General features: G+C 48.6%; 13 protein-coding genes and 5 tRNA genes. All 18 read right to left on the reverse strand.

Features of this window, described 5'->3' with window-relative positions; all coding sequences use genetic code 11:
* Positions 1-195: 195 nt before the first annotated feature.
* Entirely contained in the window at positions 196-4,527 is a 4,332-nt protein-coding gene (gene rpoC / locus PRU_RS11000) for a DNA-directed RNA polymerase subunit beta' (protein ID WP_013064429.1), read from the reverse strand.
* A 46-nt stretch (positions 4,528-4,573) separates the two neighbouring features.
* Positions 4,574-8,386, reverse strand: coding sequence for a DNA-directed RNA polymerase subunit beta (gene rpoB / locus PRU_RS11005; RefSeq protein WP_013065193.1), 3,813 nt, complete (start codon positions 8,384-8,386; stop codon positions 4,574-4,576).
* Between the two features lie 77 nt (positions 8,387-8,463).
* Positions 8,464-8,844, reverse strand: a complete 381-nt coding sequence (gene rplL / locus PRU_RS11010; protein WP_013063286.1) for a 50S ribosomal protein L7/L12 — start codon at positions 8,842-8,844, stop codon at positions 8,464-8,466.
* Between the two features lie 48 nt (positions 8,845-8,892).
* On the reverse strand, positions 8,893-9,408 hold the full coding sequence (rplJ, locus tag PRU_RS11015; protein WP_013064077.1) for a 50S ribosomal protein L10: 516 nt from the start codon (positions 9,406-9,408) through the stop codon (positions 8,893-8,895).
* A 20-nt stretch (positions 9,409-9,428) separates the two neighbouring features.
* Positions 9,429-10,121, reverse strand: a complete 693-nt coding sequence (gene rplA, locus PRU_RS11020) for a 50S ribosomal protein L1 (RefSeq protein ID WP_013065728.1) — start codon at positions 10,119-10,121, stop codon at positions 9,429-9,431.
* A gap of 22 nt (positions 10,122-10,143) precedes the next feature.
* Positions 10,144-10,584, reverse strand: coding sequence for a 50S ribosomal protein L11 (rplK, locus tag PRU_RS11025; RefSeq protein WP_013064963.1), 441 nt, complete (start codon positions 10,582-10,584; stop codon positions 10,144-10,146).
* Between the two features lie 95 nt (positions 10,585-10,679).
* Entirely contained in the window at positions 10,680-11,225 is a 546-nt protein-coding gene (gene nusG, locus PRU_RS11030) for a transcription termination/antitermination protein NusG (RefSeq protein WP_013064805.1), read from the reverse strand.
* Positions 11,226-11,242: 17 nt separating this feature from the next.
* Positions 11,243-11,434: a preprotein translocase subunit SecE gene (gene secE / locus PRU_RS11035; protein WP_013063860.1), complete on the reverse strand. Its 192-nt coding sequence runs from the start codon at positions 11,432-11,434 to the stop codon at positions 11,243-11,245.
* Positions 11,435-11,450: 16 nt separating this feature from the next.
* A tRNA-Trp gene (locus PRU_RS11040) sits at positions 11,451-11,523 on the reverse strand.
* A gap of 85 nt (positions 11,524-11,608) precedes the next feature.
* A complete protein-coding gene (gene tuf / locus PRU_RS11045; protein ID WP_013063031.1) occupies positions 11,609-12,793 on the reverse strand; it encodes an elongation factor Tu in 1,185 nt (394 codons plus the stop codon).
* A gap of 64 nt (positions 12,794-12,857) precedes the next feature.
* Positions 12,858-12,929 (reverse strand) — tRNA-Thr (locus tag PRU_RS11050).
* 10 nt (positions 12,930-12,939) lie between these two features.
* Positions 12,940-13,012: transfer RNA gene (locus PRU_RS11055), tRNA-Gly, on the reverse strand.
* Positions 13,013-13,027: 15 nt separating this feature from the next.
* Positions 13,028-13,110, reverse strand: a tRNA-Tyr gene (locus PRU_RS11060).
* Positions 13,111-13,205: 95 nt separating this feature from the next.
* Positions 13,206-13,279, reverse strand: a tRNA-Thr gene (locus PRU_RS11065).
* A 102-nt stretch (positions 13,280-13,381) separates the two neighbouring features.
* On the reverse strand, positions 13,382-13,681 hold the full coding sequence (gene hpf, locus PRU_RS11070) for a ribosome hibernation-promoting factor, HPF/YfiA family (RefSeq protein WP_013063088.1): 300 nt from the start codon (positions 13,679-13,681) through the stop codon (positions 13,382-13,384).
* A 40-nt stretch (positions 13,682-13,721) separates the two neighbouring features.
* Positions 13,722-14,603, reverse strand: a complete 882-nt coding sequence (gene xerA, locus PRU_RS11075; protein ID WP_041386143.1) for a site-specific tyrosine recombinase/integron integrase — start codon at positions 14,601-14,603, stop codon at positions 13,722-13,724.
* 75 nt (positions 14,604-14,678) lie between these two features.
* The gene (gene rpsU / locus PRU_RS11080; RefSeq protein ID WP_013065274.1) at positions 14,679-14,870 is read right to left on the reverse strand and encodes a 30S ribosomal protein S21; all 192 of its coding nucleotides are present in this window, start codon (positions 14,868-14,870) and stop codon (positions 14,679-14,681) included.
* Positions 14,871-15,027: 157 nt separating this feature from the next.
* Positions 15,028-17,169 carry a hypothetical protein gene (locus PRU_RS11085; RefSeq protein ID WP_013064413.1) on the reverse strand — a complete coding sequence of 714 codons (2,142 nt, stop codon included), beginning with the start codon at positions 17,167-17,169 and terminating at the stop codon, positions 15,028-15,030.
* Between the last annotated feature and the right edge of the window lie 31 nt (positions 17,170-17,200).

Below are 17,200 nucleotides of genomic sequence, written 5' to 3' on the forward strand. Positions count from 1 at the left end.
TTTCGGGCTGCAAAGGTACAACTATTTTCCGATTCCACCTAACTTATATGGAGAAAATGCAAGTTTAAACCCTTGATTTAACAAGAAATAACGTTTTTTGAATTAATTAATAGTAGATTATGCCAAAAATGAAGAAAAAAGAGTGCTGCACATACATGCAGCACTCTTAACATATTTTGCTAATCAAAGATAGCCTTATTTCTCCTCGAGAATGGTCTCATCAGCGAAGTCGAGAACGTTCTTGCGGTTAGCCTGAATGCGCTCATACTCCTCCTTTGAACCAACGATAATCTTCTCGAACTCACGCAGACCGGTACCAGCAGGAATCAGGTGTCCGCAGATTACGTTCTCCTTCATACCTACCAGGTGATCTACCTTACCACGGATGGCAGCCTCGTTAAGTACCTTGGTTGTCTCCTGGAACGATGCAGCCGACATGAACGACTTAGTCTGAAGAGCGGCACGTGTGATACCCTGCAGAATCTGAGTAGATGTAGCGGGCACTGCATCACGAACCTGTACCAGACGGAGGTCACGACGCTTCAGCATAGAGTTCTCGTCGCGCAGCTTGCGGGCGGTAACAATCTGACCCTTCTGCAGGTTCTCAGAGTCACCGGCATCGGTAACAACCTTCTTACCCCAGATACGATCGTTCTCCTCAGCGAAGTCGAGCTTGTCGACAATCTCCTGCTCGAGGAACGAGGTATCACCAGGTTCGTTGATCTGTACCTTACGCATCATCTGACGAACGATGATCTCGAAGTGCTTATCGTTAATCTTTACACCCTGCAGACGGTATACGTCCTGAACCTCGTTCACAATGTACTCCTGTACAGCGGTGGGACCCTTAATGGCCAGGATGTCGCCTGGAGTGATAACACCATCAGAGAGTGGTGTACCAGCACGTACGGCATCGTGCTCCTGTACCAGGATCTGCTTCGACAGCGATACGAGATAACGACGCTGCTCACCAGTCTTAGAGGTTACGATAATCTCACGGTTACCACGCTTTACCTTACCCATGGTTACCTCACCATCGATCTCGGATACAACAGCAGGGTTAGATGGGTTACGAGCCTCGAACAGCTCGGTTACACGGGGCAGACCTCCGGTGATATCACCACCCTTGGCAGCAGCACGTGGAATCTTAACGAGGGTTTCACCAGTTGAAACTGTCTGGCCATCCTCAACAACAACGTGTCCACCTACAGGGAAGCTATATGTTCCGATTACCTCGCCATCGGCACCGATTACATCACAGGTAGGAACCTTAGTACGGTCGCGCGACTCGGTAACAATCTTTTCAGTCAGACCAGTGGTTTCGTCGGTCTCGGCACGGAAGGTAATACCCTCGATCACATCGTTGAACTTCAGGGTACCAGCGTACTCGGTAACGATAACGGCGTTGAATGGGTCCCACTGAGCAATCTTGTCGCCCTTGGCAACCTCGTCGCCGTGACCAAAGTAGAGTGACGAACCGTAAGGCACGTTAACGGTAGAGAGAACGATCTTGGTGTTAGGATCAACGAAACGCATCTCACCCAAACGGCTTACAACCATCTGACACTCGCGGCCATCCTCATCGAATGGAACGGTACGAACCTCTTCAAACTCGATCATAGCGCGATCATATTTAGATACGATGCTTGCATTTGCTGCGGCGTTGGCAGCCACACCACCGGCGTGGAACGTACGCAGAGTAAGCTGTGTACCTGGCTCACCGATAGCCTGAGCGGCAATCACACCAACAGCCTCACCCTTCTGTACCATACGACGGGTAGCGAGGTTACGTCCGTAACACTTCATGCAGACACCCTTCTTCGACTCACAAGTGAGCACTGAACGGATCTCGACCATCTCGATATCAGATGCCTCGATAGCCTCGGCAATAGACTCGGTGATCTCCTCACCGGCAGCTACAATCACCTCACCGGTCTTAGGATTGATCACATCGTGAACTGATACACGACCCAGGATACGCTCTGACAGGCTTGAGATAACCTCGTCGCCACTCTTCAGAGCTGTACACTGTAGACCACGCAGGGTACCACAGTCTTCCTCGGTGATGATCACATCGTGCGATACGTCAACCAATCGACGTGTCAGGTAACCAGCGTCGGCTGTTTTCATAGCGGTATCAGCCAGACCCTTACGAGCACCGTGAGTAGAGATAAAGTACTCGAGCACTGACATACCCTCCTTAAAGTTAGAAAGGATTGGGTTTTCAATAATCTGGTGACCCTCGGCACCGGCCTTCTGAGGCTTAGCCATCAGACCACGGATACCTGAAAGCTGCTTAATCTGGTCCTTACTACCACGGGCACCTGAGTCAAGCATCATGAATACAGCGTTGAATCCCTGGTCGGCCTCGGTCATCTGCTTCAGCAGGATGTTACCGATATCGTTGTTGACGTGGGTCCAGGTATCAATAACCTGATTATAACGCTCGTTGTCTGTGATGAATCCCATGTTATAGTTGTCGGTAATCTGCTGTACCTCCTCATTACCCTTAGCAATCAGCTCAGCCTTCTCCTTAGGAATAATGATATCATCGAGGTTGAACGACAGACCGGCCACGTAAGCCATGCGGTAACCCAGGTTCTTGATTCCATCAAGGAACTCACAAGCCTCGGCGAAACCTACATTCTTAATTACAGCACCGATAATGTCGCGCAGACTCTTCTTAGAAATAATCTTATTAACGTAACCAACCTCCTTTGGAATGATGCCGTTTACGATTACACGACCTACTGAAGTCTCTACCATGTGGCGAACAGGCTGACCGTCGACGATATCATCAACGATAACCTTAACCTGGGCGTGCAGTTCGCACTTACCCTCGTTGTGTGCGATGATAGCCTCTTCAGGACCGTAGAAGGTAAGTCCCTCACCCTTTGCACCTGGACGAATCTTGGTAATGTAGTACAAACCAAGTACCATATCCTGTGAAGGCACGGTGATAGGTGCACCGTTGGCAGGGTTCAGAATGTTATGGCTCTGCAGCATGAGCAGCTGAGCCTCGAGGATAGCCTCGTTACTCAATGGGAGGTGTACAGCCATCTGGTCACCGTCGAAGTCGGCGTTGAACGCAGTACATGCCAGTGGGTGCAGCTGGATAGCCTTACCCTCAATCATCTTAGGCTGGAAGGCCTGGATACCCAGACGGTGCAGTGTTGGTGCACGGTTCAGGAGTACAGGGTGACCCTTCATCACGTTCTCAAGGATATCCCAGATAACTGGCTCACGACGGTCAACAATCTTCTTAGCGCTCTTAACAGTCTTCACGATACCGCGCTCGATGAGCTTACGGATAATGAATGGCTTATACAGCTCGGCAGCCATCAGCTTTGGCAGACCGCACTCACCCATCTTCAGCTCAGGACCTACAACGATAACCGAACGGGCTGAATAGTCAACACGCTTACCCAGCAAGTTCTGACGGAAACGTCCCTGCTTTCCTTTCAGTGAGTCAGAGAGTGACTTCAGAGGACGGTTGCTATCGCTCTTAACAGCAGACGACTTACGGCTGTTGTCGAAGAGTGAATCCACAGCCTCCTGCAGCATACGCTTCTCGTTTCGGAGAATTACCTCAGGAGCCTTAATCTCCATCAGACGCTTCAGACGGTTGTTACGGATGATGACACGACGATAGAGGTCGTTCAAGTCAGATGTAGCGAAACGTCCACCATCCAGTGGTACCAGAGGACGGAGCTCAGGAGGTGTAACAGGGATAATCTTCATGATCATCCACTCGGGGCGGTTGATGCCCTTCTCAACTGATGTACGGAAAGCCTCTACTACCTGCAGACGCTTCAGAGCCTCGTTCTTACGCTGAACTGAAGAGTCGCTGTTAGCACGGTCGCGCAGCTCGTACGACAGTGAGTCGAGATCGATACGTGTCAGGAGGTCGTAGATAGCCTCGGCACCCATCTTAGCGATGAACTTGTTAGGATCGCTATCGTCGAGATACTCGTTATCGGGTGAAAGCTGATTCTCTACAATCTCTGAGTACTCATCCTCTGAGAGCAGGTCGAACTTGTTAGAACCCAGGGCATCGTTACCCTCGGCATCCTTACGGCCTGCCATTACACCTGGCTGGATAACCACGTAGCGCTCGTAGTAGATAACTGCATCGAGCTTCTTGGTGGGCAGACCCAGCAGGTAACCTATCTTATTAGGAAGACTACGGAAGTACCAGATGTGTGCTACGGGCACAACGAGCTCGATGTGACCAGAACGCTCACGACGAACCTTCTTCTCTGTTACCTCTACACCACAACGGTCGCAGACAATACCCTTATAACGGATGCGCTTGTACTTACCGCAAGCACACTCGTAATCCTTGGTAGGACCGAAGATGCGCTCGCAGAACAAACCATCGCGCTCAGGCTTATAGGTACGATAGTTGATGGTCTCTGGCTTGGTAACCTCACCGAAGCTGCTCTCCAGAATCTCTTCAGGAGAAGCAAGTCCGATGGTAATCTTCGTAAAATTATTCTTTATTTTTGAATCCTTCTTGAAAGCCATATATATTATCTTTCTCTTAATTCTTAACTCTTAATACTTAACTCACTTAGTCGAGGGTAATACTCAAACCAAGACCACGCAACTCGTGCAGCAGCACATTGAGAGACTCGGGGATACCTGGTGTAGGCATTGGCTCGCCCTTAACGATAGCCTCGTAAGCCTTAGAGCGACCTACGGTATCATCCGACTTGATTGTCAGGATCTCCTGAAGAACATGGCTGGCGCCGAAGGCCTCGAGGGCCCAAACCTCCATCTCTCCGAATCGCTGACCACCGAACTGGGCCTTACCACCAAGAGGCTGCTGAGTAATCAAGCTGTACGGACCGATTGAACGGGCGTGCATCTTATCCTCAACCATGTGACCGAGCTTAAGGAAGTAGGTGATACCTACTGTAGCAGGCTGGTCGAAACGCTCACCGGTCTCACCATCATACAGGTGGGTAGAGCACAGGCGTGGCAGACCTGCCTTGTCAGTCCACTCAGCAAGGTCTTCGAGCTTAGCACCGTCGAAGATAGGTGTAGCGAACTTAACACCGAGCTTCTTACCGGCAGCACCGAGGATAGCCTCGAAAATCTGACCAAGGTTCATTCGAGAAGGCACACCCAGAGGGTTCAGTACCAGGTCGACTGGACGACCATCCTCGAGGAATGGCATATCCTCCTGACGTACGATCTTAGATACGATACCCTTGTTACCGTGACGTCCGGCCAGCTTATCACCTACGCCGATCTTACGCTTCTTAGCTACATATACCTTAGCCATCTGCAGGATGCCGTTTGGCAGCTCGTCACCGATTGTGATAGCGAACTTCTTACGCTTCATCTCAGCATCAAGCAGCTTGTACTTCTTCATGAAGTTGATAATCAGCTTGGCAATCAGCTCGTTCTTATGCTCGTCTGTTGTCCAGTTGCTAATCTGTACATCGCCATACTCAAGGTTGCGCAGGGCTGTAGCAGTGAACTTGCTACCCTTGGTGATGATCTCGGCACCGGTGTAGTCCTTAACACCCTGTGAGGTCTTACCCTTAGTGAGCTCCATGAGCTTGTCGATCAGGATATCCTTCAGGTCCTCAACCTTTGCCTCGTACTCCTCGTCGATCTTAGCAAGCACGATCTTATCCTGCTGCTTAGACTTACGGTCCTTGATGGCACGCTGGAACATCTTCTTATCAATAATAACACCACTCAGTGATGGGTTAGCCTTGAGTGAAGAATCCTTCACATCACCAGCCTTGTCACCGAAGATGGCACGGAGCAGCTTCTCCTCAGGTGAAGGATCGCTCTCACCCTTAGGTGAAATCTTACCAATCAGGATGTCGCCTGGCTCAACACGGGCACCAACACGGATAACACCGTTGTCGTCCAAATCCTTTGTGGCCTCCTCACTTACGTTAGGAATATCAGCTGTGAACTCCTCAACACCACGCTTGGTCTCACGTACATCGAGTGAGTACTCATCAACGTGTACAGAGGTAAGTACGTCGTCGCGAACAATGCGCTCGTTAAGCACGATAGCATCCTCATAGTTGTAACCCTTCCAAGGCATGTAAGCTACCAGCAGGTTACGGCCCAGAGCCAGCTCACCATCCTCGGTAGCGTAACCCTCAGTCAGGATATCACCGGCCTTTACGCGCTGTCCCTTCTCACAGATAGGACGCAGGTCGATGGTCATATTCTGGTTGGTACGACGGAACTTAGCGATACGGTACTCCTTCAGGGCGGGCTCGAAGCTTACGAACTCCTCGTCCTCGGTGCGATCGTACAGAATACGGATGGTTGTAGCATCAACGTACTCGATAACACCATCACCCTCGGCAGTAACCATGGTACGTGAATCCTCACATACCTGCTTCTCGATACCGGTACCTACGATAGGTGCCTCGTTGTGCAGCAGAGGTACGGCCTGGCGCATCATGTTAGATCCCATCAGCGCACGGTGAGCATCGTCGTGCTCCAGGAATGGGATAAGAGATGCAGCGATAGAGGCAATCTGCTGTGGCGATACATCCATCAGGTCAACGTCTGTAGGTGGAACTACAGGGAAGTCGGCATCCTGACGACACTTAACAACCGAGCGGATAAATGTACCATCGTCGTTCAGAGGTGCGTTACCCTGACCGATGATGTGCTCAGCCTCCTCCTCTGCGGTGAGGTAAACGATACCATTGTCGCTCAGGTCGGCAACACCATTCTCTACCTTACGGTAAGGAGTCTGGATAAATCCGAGCTCGTTGATCTTAGCATATACACAGAGAGATGAGATCAGACCGATGTTTGGTCCCTCAGGGCTCTCGATAGGACACAGACGACCATAGTGTGTATAGTGTACGTCACGAACCTCGAATCCGGCGCGCTCACGGCTCAGACCACCAGGACCCAGGGCTGAGAGACGACGCTTGTGAGTAACCTCGGCCAGAGGGTTGGTCTGGTCCATGAACTGCGACAGAGGGTTGGTACCGAAGAACGAGTTGATAACGCTAGAGATAGTCTTGGCGTTGATCAGATCGGTTGGTGTGAACACCTCGTTATCGCGAACGTTCATGCGCTCACGGATGGTACGGCTCATACGAGCCAGACCTATAGAGAACTGATTAGCCAGCTGCTCGCCTACGGTACGTACGCGACGGTTCGACAGGTGGTCGATATCGTCGACAGTAGCCTTAGAGTTAACCAACTGAATCAGATACTTGATAATCTCGATAATATCTTCCTTGGTCAGAACGCGAACATCCATATCGGTGTTCAAACCAAGCTTCTTGTTGATACGGTAACGACCAACATCACCCAGATCGTAACGCTTGTCTGAGAAGAACAGGTTCTGGATAACCTCACGTGCGCTGGCATCATCGGCAGGATCGGCATTACGCAGCTGACGGTAGATGTAAAGCACAGCCTCCTTCTCAGAGTTAGATGGGTCTTTGGCCAGTGTGTTGAAGATGATGCTGTAATCCGAAGCAACAGATGCGTCCTTGTGCACCAGGATAGTCTGTGCGCCACTCTCAAGGATGTCCATCATGTTCTCCTCGGTAATCTCAGTCTCACGCTCCATAATCATCTGGTTACGCTCGATTGATACTACCTCACCAGTATCCTCATCAACGAAGTCCTCGTTCCAGCTCTTCAGTACGCGGGCAGCAAGCTTGCAGCCAATCACAGCCTTCAGGCTCTTCTTGTTAACCTTAACCTCCTCGGCCAGGTTGAAGATCTGCAGGATGTCCTTATCGGCCTCGAAACCGATAGCACGCAGCAGAGTTGTTACGGGCAACTTCTTCTTACGGTCGATGTATGCGTACATCACATTGTTGATGTCGGTAGCAAACTCGATCCATGAACCCTTGAATGGGATAACACGAGCCGAATACAGCAGGGTACCGTTAGCATGTACGCTCTGGCCGAAGAATACGCCAGGTGAACGGTGCAACTGTGAAACGACTACGCGCTCGGCTCCATTGATAACGAATGTACCATTGGCGGTCATGTAAGGGATAGGACCCAGGAACACATCCTGAATCACAGTTCCGAAATCCTCATGATCCGGATCAGTACAATACAGTTTCAGCTTAGCCTTCAGGGGCACGCTATAAGTCAAACCACGCTCCAAGCACTCATCGATGCTGTAACGAGGTGGGTCGATATAGTAATCCAAGAACTCAAGAACGAAATTATTACGTGTATCGGTGATAGGGAAGTTCTCAGCGAACACCTTATACAAGCCGTCATTCTTGCGTTCCTCAGGCGGAGTATCCAACTGCAGGAAGTCTTTGAACGACTTTAATTGCACATCAAGGAAATCCGGGAATGGCATCGGATTTTTGACGCTGCCAAAGTTTACTCTGTTATCTATTATTTTTGAAGCCATAAATTATAATTTAAATAAAAAGGCTAGGAACCCCCGACTGGGGAGTCCCTAACCGATTGCTATTTGTATGTAACTGATTACTTCAGCTCAACCTCGGCACCAGCGGCCTCGATGGTCTTCTTCAGGTTCTCAGCCTCTTCCTTGCTCAGACCCTCCTTAACGGTAGCAGGAGCACCGTCTACGAGATCCTTAGCCTCTTTCAGACCAAGACCACAAGCCTCCTTAACGGCCTTTACAACCTGCAGCTTAGCAGCACCGGCTGACTTCAGAACTACGTCGAATGAAGTCTTCTCCTCAGCTGCATCAGCAGCACCAGCTGCAGCAGGACCAGCGGCAACAGCAACAGCTGCAGCGGCGGGCTCAATTCCATACTCGTCCTTCAGGACAGTTGCCAACTCATTAACTTCTTTTACAGTAAGGTTTACCAACTCTTCTGCAATAGCTTTAATATCTGCCATTTTATTTAAAATTTTAATTGTTTTTAATTTGAATGTTACTTATTTCGCTTATTTGTTACGCTCAGCGATAGCGTCAAGCAGACCGTGAACCTTGCCACCAGCGTTCAAGCCAGAAACAACATTCTTGATTGGAGACTGCAGCAGAGCTACAACCTCGGCGATCAGTTCGTTCTTGCTCTTGATTGCTACGAGCTCATCAAGCTTGTCAGCACCAACGAAGAAGCTCTCCTCAGCATATGCACCCTTCAGGGCGGGGATACCTTCCTTCTTGTACTCCTTGATCAGCTTAGCAGGAACGTTAGCTGTCTGTGCGAACATAACAGCTGTGTTACCCTTCAAGCACTCATAAAGTGGAGTGAAATCAATCTCTGAAGCCTCAAATGCCTTCTGGAGAAGAGTGTTCTTCACCACCAGCAACTTAATCTCATTCTTGAAGCACTTCTCACGGAGCTCTGATGTCTTAGCGGCATCGAGACCGGTCAGGTCAACAAGATAGAAATGAGGATATGCCTTCAGTTTCTCTCCAAGTTCTACAATGATAGTATCTTTTACTTCCTTTTTCATTTGTCTAATCTTTTAACGAGTTATTCAACTGATTTAGGATCTACCTTGATACCCATGCTCATAGTGCTTGAGAGGAAGATACTCTTAATGTATGTACCCTTAGCAGCGGCGGGCTTCAGCTTGATAATGGTAGAGATAAACTCCTTAGCATTCTCAAAGATCTGATCACCAGTGAAGTTGATCTTACCAATTGATGTGTGCACGATACCTGCCTTATCAACCTTAAAGTCAATCTTACCCTGCTTAACTTCCTTAACTGCCTTAGCAACATCCATAGTAACAGTACCACTCTTGGGGTTTGGCATCAGTCCGCGGGGACCGAGCACACGGCCCAAAGGACCGAGCTTACCCATGCAAGAAGGCATTGTGATGATAACATCAACATCTGTCCAACCACCCTTGATCTTCTCGATATACTCGTCAAGACCTACGTAGTCGGCACCTGCTTCCTTAGCAGCAGCCTCCTGATCAGGAGTACAGAGAGCGAGCACACGTGTAACCTTACCAGTTCCGTTTGGCAGCGATACAACGCCACGAACCATCTGGTTAGCCTTACGTGGATCAACGCCCAAGCGTACATCGATATCAACTGAAGCGTCGAACTTAGTGGTGGTAATTTCCTTCACCAGTGCGGCGGCTTCCTTCAAAGAGTATGCTTTCCCTGCTTCAACCTTATCAGCGACCAACTTTTGATTTTTTGTCAGTTTACTCATTGTCTCTAATTGAAGTTATTAATTATTTACCAGGGAACTCCCCTTCTACAGTGATACCCATACTACGCGCTGTACCAGCGATCAGCTTCATAGCTGACTCTACGGTAAAGCAGTTCAAGTCCTTCAGCTTGTCCTCAGCAATAACGCGAACCTGATCCCAAGTTACCTTGGCTACCTTCTTACGGTTTGGCTCAGCACTACCGCTCTTCAGCTTAGCAGCTTCCTTCAGCTGTACAGCTGCGGGAGGAGTCTTCAGCTCGAAAGAGAATGACTTGTCAGTGTAGTAGGTGATAACAACAGGAATAATCTTTCCTGCCTTATCCTGGGTTCTGGCGTTGAACTCTTTGCAGAATCCCATAATGTTAATTCCCTTAGAACCCAGTGCAGGTCCTACTGGAGGTGAGGGATTCGCAGCGCCACCTTTAATCTGTAATTTGATTAATCCAGCAACTTCTTTAGCCATTTCTGTTTGTTATTAATTGAATTTTGTTATATAAGCATCAGGAGTGGAAGCCTCCCTCTACCGATATAGAGAACAGGCGAACCGTAACATTCACCCTATTCCTTTTCTACCTGATTATATCCAAGCTCCAGAGGAGTCTTGCGACCGAAAATCTTAACCATAACTTTCAGCTTGTGTTTCTCGGCATTCACCTCTTCGATAATTCCGCTGAATCCGCTGAAAGGTCCATCTGTTACCTTAACTGCTTCATCCACAGCATAAGGTACACCAATCTCTTCACTCTTTATCTCCGTCTCCTCGGCAGTACCAAGGATTCTGTTAATATCACTCTGCTTTACAGGGGTTGGATTATCCAAACCGCCCAAGAAGCCTAACACATTAGGCATAAAGCGCAGTGTGTGAGCCATCTCACCCTGAAGGTTGGCCTCTACCAACACATAACCTGGCAAGAACAGCTTCTCCTTAACCACACGCTTACCATTACGCAGCTGAGCATATTTCTCGGTAGGCAGTAACACCTGACCAACGTTTGCTTGGAGGAAAGAGTCACGCTTCATCAAGGCCTCAAGGTATTCCTTTACCTTGGCCTCTTTACCGCTAACAGCGCGAAGTACGTACCATTTCATTCCTGACTGAGCCATCTCTCAAACAACGTTTATTAACCGGGATAAACCATACTCATTACCGACTTGAACACAAAGTCCATGGCCCATACTACCAAAGCAATAATAAGCGATGCTGAAAGCACCACTACTGCACTATGAGTCAACTCTTTGCGAGAAGGCCAAGTTGTCTTATGTGCCAACTCGTCGTAACAAGCTTTGCAATAATCGATAAACTTCTTAAACATATTATTTCTTATTTAGCACGGGAAGGAGGACTCGAACCCACGACCCTCGGTTTTGGAGACCGATGCTCTACCAACTGAGCTATTCCCGTAAGTAAGCCCCCGCCCATTAAAACGGGGGCTTGGTTTATCTAGTGTTTACTAGAAATTTCTAGATTATCTAGAGCTTACTGAGGATTAGTCCTCGTAAACCTCTGTGATCTGACCAGAACCTACTGTACGACCACCCTCACGGATAGCGAAGCGCAGACCTGGGTTCAGAGCTACAGCGTAGATAAGCTCAACAGTGATCTCTACGTTATCACCAGGCATTACCATCTCAACACCTGCGGGCAGAGAAATCTCACCTGTGCAGTCCATTGTGCGGAGATAGAACTGAGGACGATACTTGTTTCCGAATGGAGTGTGACGACCACCCTCTTCCTTCTTCAGAACATAGATAGAAGCCTTGAACTTCTTGAATGGCTTGATCTGACCTGGGTGGCAGAGTACCATACCACGCTTGATCTCGTTCTTGTCGATACCGCGGAGCAGCAGACCTACGTTATCACCAGCCTGACCCTCATCAAGAATCTTGCGGAACATCTCAACGCCAGTTACAACTGACTTCTTGTCCTCACCAAGACCGAGCAGCTCAACCTCATCACCTACGTGGATAACACCAGTCTCGATACGACCAGTAGCAACTGTACCACGACCTGTGATTGAGAATACGTCCTCAACAGGCATCAAGAATGGCTTGTCAGTTGCACGAGGAGGCTCCTGGATCCATTCATCACAAGTGTTCATGAGCTCCATTACCTTCTCCTCCCACTTAGCAACACCGTTCAGTGCACCAAGGGCAGAACCGCGGATAATAGGAGTATCCTCTTCAAACTCATACTGCTCCAGAATCTCGCGGACCTCCATCTCAACGAGCTCCAGCATCTCCTCATCCTCAACCATATCGCACTTGTTCAGGAATACAACCAGACGGGGAACGTTCACCTGACGAGCGAGCAGAACGTGCTCACGAGTCTGAGGCATAGGACCGTCAGTAGCAGCTACAACGAGAATAGCACCGTCCATCTGAGCAGCACCAGTTACCATGTTCTTTACATAGTCAGCGTGTCCTGGGCAGTCAACGTGAGCGTAGTGACGCTTTGCAGTCTCATACTCAACGTGAGCGGTGTTAATAGTGATACCACGCTCCTTCTCCTCAGGAGCGTTATCAATCTGATCGAATGACTTAACCTCAGAGAGACCAGCCTTTGCCAGCACAGTTGTGATAGCAGCTGTCAGAGTTGTCTTACCGTGGTCAACGTGACCGATAGTACCGATGTTTACGTGCGGTTTGGTGCGCACAAAATTCTCTTTTGCCATTTTACTTGTTATTAATTCTGTTAATTATTACGAATTTTCAGTTTCCTCCTTCTAATCGCAAGAGAGCTGTAACTGAGAGTTGAACTCAGGACCTCTTCCTTACCAAGGAAGTGCTCTACCACTGAGCTATTACAGCATGTTCTTTGAGCGGAAAACGGGGCTCAAACCCGCGACCCCCAGCTTGGAAGGCTAGTGCTCTATCAACTGAGCTATTTCCGCAAACATCTCTTGTAGTGGGTGCTGATGGATTCGAACCACCGAAGTCGAAAGACAGCAGATTTACAGTCTGCCCCATTTGGCCACTCTGGAAAACACCCATGTCATTTTCGCTTATTAAGCGAGGGACGACCTTCCCTTTTGTTCTTTCGAACCAAGCGGATCGGCTTTCACCTATCCTCCTCCTTCCTTCTTGAGCCTCTTGTCGGATTCGAACCAACGACCCCGAGATTACAAATCACGTGCTCTGGCCAACTGAGCTAAAGAGGCTTTTCTAAGCAGCCGTTCTCTGTTTCAGATTTACGACCTGTCGGAAAACGGCTGCAAAGTTACGACTTATTTTTGAATTACCAAAACTTTTTCGAGTTTTTTTTATCTATTTCTCAATTTTTCCTTGAATTTCGTCAATTGAGCCCTCATAGAATCCACGCAAAGGTCAATTCCTTCCTCAAAAGTGTCACATGTCTTGTCTACGAAGAGAGTGGTTCCTGGAACGAAAACCTCAAGACTTGCTTCCTTATTTTGAGCCGTGGCTGGCTTGACTACTTTAAGTTGCACCTCTACTTTCTGTATATCCTCAAACGATTTTTCTAACTTGGCGACCTTCTTTTCGATGAACGCCTCTAACTTCTCGGTAGCGTCGAAGTGAATCGACTTAATCTTAATCTCCATAGTTACCTCCTATTTTAAAATAGTTATTAATAAAAAAGGTTCAGGCTCTTGGATGAGCCTCTTTGTAAATTCGCTTCAGCTGCTCAAACGTGGTGTGGGTATAAATCTCGGTTGTGCTCACACTGGCGTGTCCTAACAAGCTCTTGATTGTTTCCAACCCTGCACCGTTGTTCAGCATGGCAGTGGCAAAGGTGTGCCTAAGCACGTGTGGCGAACGTTTTTTCAGCGAGGTAACCATCGAAAGATACTTCTTTACGATCTGATAAACCTGACTGTCGGATATCCGTTGCCCCTTGTCACTCAGAAAAAGCGCGCCGCCGGTTTCGCCGAATTGTTCGTTGCGAGCAGTCTGATACTGCTTGAGCGCCTCGGCCAGCTCTGCCCCGAAGGGCACTATGCGCTGCTTATTCCTTTTTCCCGTTACTTTCAGTTGTGCCGCATCAAAGTCTACATCCTTATCGTTCAGACTTACAAGTTCCGCACGTCGTAAACCGGCCTCATAGAATAGTAATAATATGGTACGCGCACGTACATTATTAAAAGAACTATCCCACTCTATGCCGTCTATCAGGCGGTCCATTTCTCCTTCGCGAAGGAACTGCGGCAGTGGTTTTGATTTCTTTGGACCTATCACAGCATGTGCCGGATCGGTCTTAACCAGTTGTCTCTTTAGGGCAAAGCGGTAAAAGGAACGCAGTGCGCTCAATTTCTTATTGATTGTTGAGGCAGAGTTTCCTTTATCCATGAGACTCTCCATCCAGTCACGGATCAGATCGGTATCTACCGAACTTATAGAGAGTTCTTTATCCCTAAAAGTCACATACGACTCAAAATCCCTAAGACTTTCCTCGTATGTCTGCACTGTTAGCGGAGATGTATTCCGCTCGTAGCGCAGGTAGTCCAGAAACTGGTTAATCATCATAAAATCGCAACCTTTAGTATTTGGGTACGAATTTACGGAAATTTCTCGAAACTACCAAATTTTCGGGGAACTTTTTTATTCCTCGTTAGCGCGAAGCTGCTGAACATATACAGCGTGCTCCATCTTAAGGCGCTTCAGTACAGATGGCTTGTCAAACTGCTGACGACGACGCAGCTCCTTTACAACACCTGTCTTCTCGAACTTTCTCTTGAACTTCTTGAGAGCCTTCTCAATGTTCTCGCCTTCCTTTACTGGTACAATAATCATTTGTTTTGCTTTTAATTATTTATGTTAAACTTAATGCTTTCGGGCCCAGTGCCTCGAAAAGCGGGTGCAAAGTTACTGAATTTTTACAAAACAACCAAGTTTTTATACATTTTTTATCAAATTACACGCAAAATACTTGATTTTCAACACCATACCTCTAGCATTTCTGCCAGAGGTTGGTGTCAATCTTCACAATTTTGCCTTCTTTAACCCAACGGTAAATGATGGTCTTTACCACACCCGATTCACCATTTGCCAAACGGAGATTCACCAGATCTTCCTTTGAGAACTCCTTAGGCAGAGCATCCAGGTAGCGAATATTACCCTTTGAGACCTGAGCACTGATGGTGCCATCGCGCAAAGCATCAATCTTATTGCCATAAATCATCAACTGATAATGGAAACAACGCTCAGCATACCAGATGGCAAACTTAATGGCTCGCTCAGTTTCCTGCCTGCCTTCGAGCAGATAGGCGATGATGCCGGCACGGAAACCATTGAGTGCAGCACGACGACGAAGCACATCGATAGAATATCGTAGTGTCTGCAGATACTCCTGACGCTTGCCTTCGTCCCACTCTTCGATGGCCTGATTGATAAGAGGCAAATCCACCTCACCCTCCTCGTCCATCAAGCATAGGCACTGGCGCTTCACTTTTTCCTCCTCTTCCTTGGTCCACGTCTTAAACTTAGGCATCTTGGCACCTACCATGTCAGGCAGAAGTACAGGCGTTACTCGGCTAACCAGACCACTCTCGGCATCGGCAAAGAAAGCACGGCACTTATTAGGTGTACCACACATCACCATATTATAATAGAGGGTGACCTTACCTGAGAACGAATCCTTTGAAATGCGGTGCTGTCCCCAAGGTTTGTTGTCGTAAGCCAATCGAAACAGGTCGTTCTTCTCTGTCCACGCACCTCCCTTGTTATTCTTCAGAACAGTCTCAATCTCAGGGGCATAGGTAAACAGATGCTTTCCCTTGGCATAGAGAGCTCGCTCTAGGAATGCCGACACACCGATGTTAGGTTCGATGATACGAATCTGACTGCAGGGATTCTCTACCTCTTCGCCGTTTTTCTTGGCCAGCGAATACTCGATTTCCTTCTGCCACTCCACCTCATCCTGCTTGATGATGGGATCCATCAGCAGTTCGTACTCAGTATCCACGAACGACTTACCCGTGGCCTGAGGCGCCTCGATATCCACTATAAAACTAGGCGAATTCAGTTTGCCGTCGCGATATTTGGCCCTGACACTTGTGGCCAATGTGCCAAGCATAGGCATGGCGGCCATCAGGGTAGCCTCGCGGAATTCTTCAGGAGCATGATCGGAAAGGTCCTGAAGTATGCCAGGCAATTCCTTATCAACAGGTGCCACAAAAGCTTCGTCGTCACCATCCTGACCAGCTTCAGCTACTGCTCCCAAGGTGGACAGCACATCCTTCATAATCGAAGGCATATCCGAGGGACGGGTACTGCCCACAGCGCTTTTGATGGTAGAAATCGTCTCATGGTCCGACAGTCCCCAATGAGGAAGGATTGAGAAAAGCTTCTGCTCGTCGAAATCGCAGATAAAACGCATATAGCGACTCATCGTGTAAAGCGCCATATTACGCTCACCTTCGGCAGGAGCATCGCCATATCCCAACTTCAGGAGCAATCCCGATACGATGTTCTCATAAGGAATACCCTTGTAGTTCATTGAACATTCAGCATTAACCATTGAACATTCCTGTTCAGCCGATTTAGCTATCCGGTTGTTCTGAGAGGAATAAGAGGCTTTCTGCTCCTCGGTAAGAGGCTCGAACACCGCAGGATCGAGAAACCTCACATACTGCTCACTAACCATAAAACAGCATCGGGCCAGGTCGGTAACATGCGAATCGTAACTTACCCCAAGTCGGGCAGCCAGTTTCTGGATATCCTCCTCGATGGTAGCCCCAGGTGTACGCCAAGCCCAGATGTGGGTACCACCTCCGGCACTCTCGGCAAAATACGCTATACGGCATTCGTCGATGAGGTTCTCCGTCCAAACCTTACCCCAGAGTTCCTCAGTTAGTCCCTTCTCATCGATGTCGAGGAAGAAAAGTCCCGAAGGTACAGCATCTTCAGCTTTACGGGTTCCGTTGGTAAAACACTCTGCAAGAGGCAGCCATACAGGCAGTTCCTTCTTGCGACTCAAATTCTTGTTCTGCTTCACGTCGGCGAGGATTTCCTCTACGTGATTCTCCGCCAGCAGCTGACGGTAAGCAGCCATGCTCGCCTTGCGAGGCTTGCCGCTAAAAGATGATGCCATTTGTATCATATCGGCGGCAAAGGTCGCAAGG

The sequence above is a fragment of the Xylanibacter ruminicola 23 genome (assembly GCF_000025925.1).
Lineage (GTDB): Bacteria > Bacteroidota > Bacteroidia > Bacteroidales > Bacteroidaceae > Prevotella > Prevotella ruminicola.